Source organism: Streptomyces sp. SM1, assembly GCF_002910825.1.
Lineage (GTDB): Bacteria > Actinomycetota > Actinomycetes > Streptomycetales > Streptomycetaceae > Streptomyces > Streptomyces okerensis.
On the sequence record NZ_NEUB01000785.1, the window covers coordinates 1 to 3,522 of the forward strand.

The 3,522-nt window shown below is 70.5% G+C and carries 4 protein-coding genes; 2 read left to right on the plus strand and 2 right to left on the minus strand.

Annotation, left to right across the window (positions count from 1 at the left end):
• On the minus strand, positions 1–185 hold a 185-nt coding region (locus B9S61_RS24055), incomplete at its 3' end, for a transposase (protein ID WP_146064863.1).
• Positions 186–840: 655 nt separating this feature from the next.
• On the opposite strand from B9S61_RS24055, the gene B9S61_RS24060 reads away from it, so the two are divergent.
• Complete coding sequence (locus tag B9S61_RS24060) at positions 841–2,013, plus strand: acyl-CoA dehydrogenase family protein (RefSeq protein ID WP_103544123.1); 1,173 nt, start codon at positions 841–843, stop codon at positions 2,011–2,013.
• Positions 2,014–2,404: 391 nt separating this feature from the next.
• Here B9S61_RS24060 and B9S61_RS24070 read toward each other — a convergent pair whose 3' ends face one another.
• The gene (locus B9S61_RS24070; RefSeq protein ID WP_103544125.1) at positions 2,405–2,839 is read right to left on the minus strand and encodes a hypothetical protein; all 435 of its coding nucleotides are present in this window, start codon (positions 2,837–2,839) and stop codon (positions 2,405–2,407) included.
• A 215-nt stretch (positions 2,840–3,054) separates the two neighbouring features.
• On the opposite strand from B9S61_RS24070, the gene B9S61_RS24075 reads away from it, so the two are divergent.
• Positions 3,055–3,495 carry an Lrp/AsnC family transcriptional regulator gene (locus B9S61_RS24075; protein ID WP_030867874.1) on the plus strand — a complete coding sequence of 147 codons (441 nt, stop codon included), beginning with the start codon at positions 3,055–3,057 and terminating at the stop codon, positions 3,493–3,495.
• Positions 3,496–3,522: the final 27 nt, after the last annotated feature.

Consider the following 3,522-nt stretch of genomic DNA (forward strand, 5'->3'; position numbering starts at 1 on the left):
ACGATCACCAGGACGGTGCCGAACTTCGCGGTCAGCTTGTCGAAGACGGCCCGCAGCTTCGGCTCGCTGTTGGGCAGTTGCTTGTCGAAGACCTTCTTCCCGGCCGGGGTGAGTCCGTGGCCGTGGTGAGCACTCTTGCCGACGTCCAGGCCCAGGAACACGCCCACGTCTTCGGTCTCGAACATCGCGCCCCTCCCAAGGGGTGTTGACGGTGCCGGCCTCGGCATCGGTGTCGTACTCGCGCATCCACGTTATGCAGACCTGCCGCCCGCGAGCTGTCCGGCATTGCGCCGGACCGGACGGTGGCCGGACCTCTCATCAGCGTCTCCGACGGCACCTCCCGGGCCCGGTGACACCACCCCCCAGGTCATGCCTTCGACAGGGGGCAACAGTCATGCCGGGCCCGGAGGCCAGCGGCCCTCTTGCAGGACCGCGGAAAACATAACGGGGGGGCCGATGCGGATCGACGGGAGTCTTCGAGGGTCTTCGGGGGTGTTCGGGGGACGTCGGGGATCAACGGGTGTCGACGGGGAAGTGAGCCGATTGGCATGGACACGGTGACTCACTGGTGGACCAAGACCCTAGGAGGACTAGACCAGTTGGTCAATGGTGCGGACCAATGCGGATCGAGAGGAGTGTGGCGAAGGTATCCTGAAGTAAGCGGTCGTTAACAAGTGACTTGCTTCGGCCGATCGGGCATACTCACAGCGCACAGCCGCTGGTCAGCAGCTTCCGAGACCCGGGAATGCAAGCATCGGCCAGGCACCGAAACGACCCCGGCGGAGCCGCCCCCACCCAAGGCGCACGCCGATGTGCCCGAACAGGGAGGAGAGCGTCGCCATGCCCGACCGCGCCCCGCAGCCGGTGGACCGGCAACTGCCCACGGACGAGGCCCGGGATCTGATCTCGCTCGTCCGCGACATCGCCCAGCGTGAGGTCGCTCCGACAGCGGCGGAGGAGGAGGACGCGGGCCGCTTCCCGCGCGAGTTCTTCACACTCCTCTCCGAGTCCGGCCTGCTCGGCCTCCCCTACGACCCCGAGCACGGCGGCGGCGACCAGCCGTACGAGGTGTACCTCCAGGTCCTCGAAGAACTCGCCATGGCCCGCCTCACCGTGGGCCTCGGCGTCAGCGTGCACACCCTGGCCTGCTACGCGCTGGCCGCCTTCGGAGCCAAGGAGCAGCAGGCGGAGCATCTGCCCGCGATGCTCGGCGGAGGTCTGCTCGGTGCCTACTGCCTCTCCGAGCCCGCGTCGGGCTCGGACGCGGCCTCGCTGCGCACCAAGGCGGTGCGCGACGGCGACGACTGGGTGATCACCGGCACGAAGGCCTGGATCACCCACGGCGGCGTCGCCGACTTCTGCACGGTCATGGCCCGCACCGGCGAGGAGGGCCCGCGCGGCATCACCGCGTTCCTGGTGCCCGGCGACGCCGAGGGGCTGAGCGCCGCGGTGCCCGAGAAGAAGATGGGAATGAGGGGCTCACCCACCGCCCAGGTCCACTTCGACGGCGTCCGGGTCCCCGACGCGCGGCGCGTCGGCGAGGAGGGGCAGGGCTTCGCGATCGCCCTGTCGGCGCTCGACGGCGGCCGGCTCGGCATCGCCGCCTGCGCCATCGGCCTGGCCCAGGCGGCGCTCGACGAGGCGCTCGGCTACGCGACCGAGCGGCGGCAGTTCGGCAAGCCCATCGCCGACTTCCAGGGGCTGCGCTTCATGCTCGCCGACATGGCCACCCAGATCGAGGCGGGACGCGCGCTGTACCTGGCGGCGGCCCGGCTGCGCGATGCCGGGCGGCCGTTCGCCAAGCAGGCGGCCATGGCCAAGCTGCACTGCACCGACACCGCCATGCGCGTCACCACCGACGCCGTGCAGATCCTCGGCGGCTACGGCTACACCGCGGACTTCCCCGCCGAGCGCTACATGCGCGAGGCCAAGGTCCTGCAGATCGTCGAGGGAACCAACCAGATCCAGCGCATGGTCATCGCCCGCCATCTCGCGGGGCCGGAGACGCGCTGAACCGACCGGGCCCCCGCCAGGGCGCGGCAAGCCGGGTCCACTCCGGGTCGTGCCGTCCCGGCAGCGTCCGGCCCCGGTCCGCCCAGGTCCGCAGGAGATCGCGGTAGATCGGTGGATCCGGAAGCCGGGGCGGCGGGACGGGTGCGGCCGCCTCCAGGGGTGGCGGCACGAAGACGTGGCGTTGACGCCCGGTCGTCGAATACGTGGGAGTCGTCGTCATACCCGGGCAACGCGGGAGCGGCCGGACGGGTCACCGACGGCCGGAATAGGGCGTGCGTTCGCCACCGTCTCCCGGAGGACTGCCGACGGACTGCCGGCGGGCAGCGGACGGGCGTGGGACGGAGGCGTGGGCGAGGGTGGCGGACCCTGCCACCCTCGTACCGGCGTCCGCTCAGGCGGCGTGGCGCCGCATCCCCGGGACCCTGATCGGGCGCGAGCCCGGGCCGCCGACGTGCGAGAAGGGCTGGGTGCGCCAGTCGAGCCCCTGAGGGAGCGTCAACAGCAGGGCGGTGTCCTGCTCCTGGGGCGTGACGGACTCGTCCGCCGGCCCCGCCTCGGAGGCCCGGCGTCCGGTGCCGGCGCAGACCGTGAGCCCGAACGGGTTCCACGGCGAGGCGCACAGAGCGTGCTCCGGCAGAACGTCCTCGTCCGCCAGCAGCGCGATGGGCTGCGCACAGTCCGGGCAGATCACCCGGTACATCTCGAAGGTGTCGTACGCGTCGGGTTCGTCGTCCAGGGTGTCGGACTCGATGTACTCCGGCTCGGGCATGACGACCGGCTGCTGCCGCTTGGACGTGGTACGACCAAGGCGCTTAAGACTCTGCATGGGTTCTCCCCCTCGGGCTGGGCCGTGAAGGCACTGCGGCCTCGACCACAGCAAGCACTTCCCGCCACCCCTGGGGCGTAATCACGAGAACATCACGGAGACGGCCCGAAGGCTGTGGTGTTCGTCACATGCCGCTCGCAGGTGCCCGGTGCGGCGACTCCGGGGTGCTCATTCAGGTATCCGAGACGATCAAGTGCACTGTAGGTTCTTGCGCCATGGAGGAGCTGGACCGACAGATCGTGCAGCTGCTCGTCAAGGACGGGCGGATGAGCTACACAGACCTGGGCAAGGCCACGGGCCTGTCCACGTCGGCCGTGCACCAGCGGGTGCGCAGGCTGGAACAGCGTGGCGTCATCCGCGGCTATGCCGCGGTCGTCGACCCCGAGGCCGTCGGCCTGCCCATGACCGCGTTCATCTCGGTCAAACCCTTCGACCCCAGCGCCCCCGACGACATCGCGGACCGCCTCGCCGGCGTCCCCGAGATCGAGGCCTGCCACAGCGTCGCCGGGGACGAGAACTACATCCTCAAGGTGCGGGTGTCCACGCCGCATGAACTGGAGGAACTCCTCGCCCGCGTACGCTCCCTGGCCGGCGTCTCGACCCGGACGACGGTCGTCCTCTCCACGCCGTACGAGGCGCGACCGCCGCGCATCTGAAGAGATCCGGGGCGGCAGCGGCCCGCC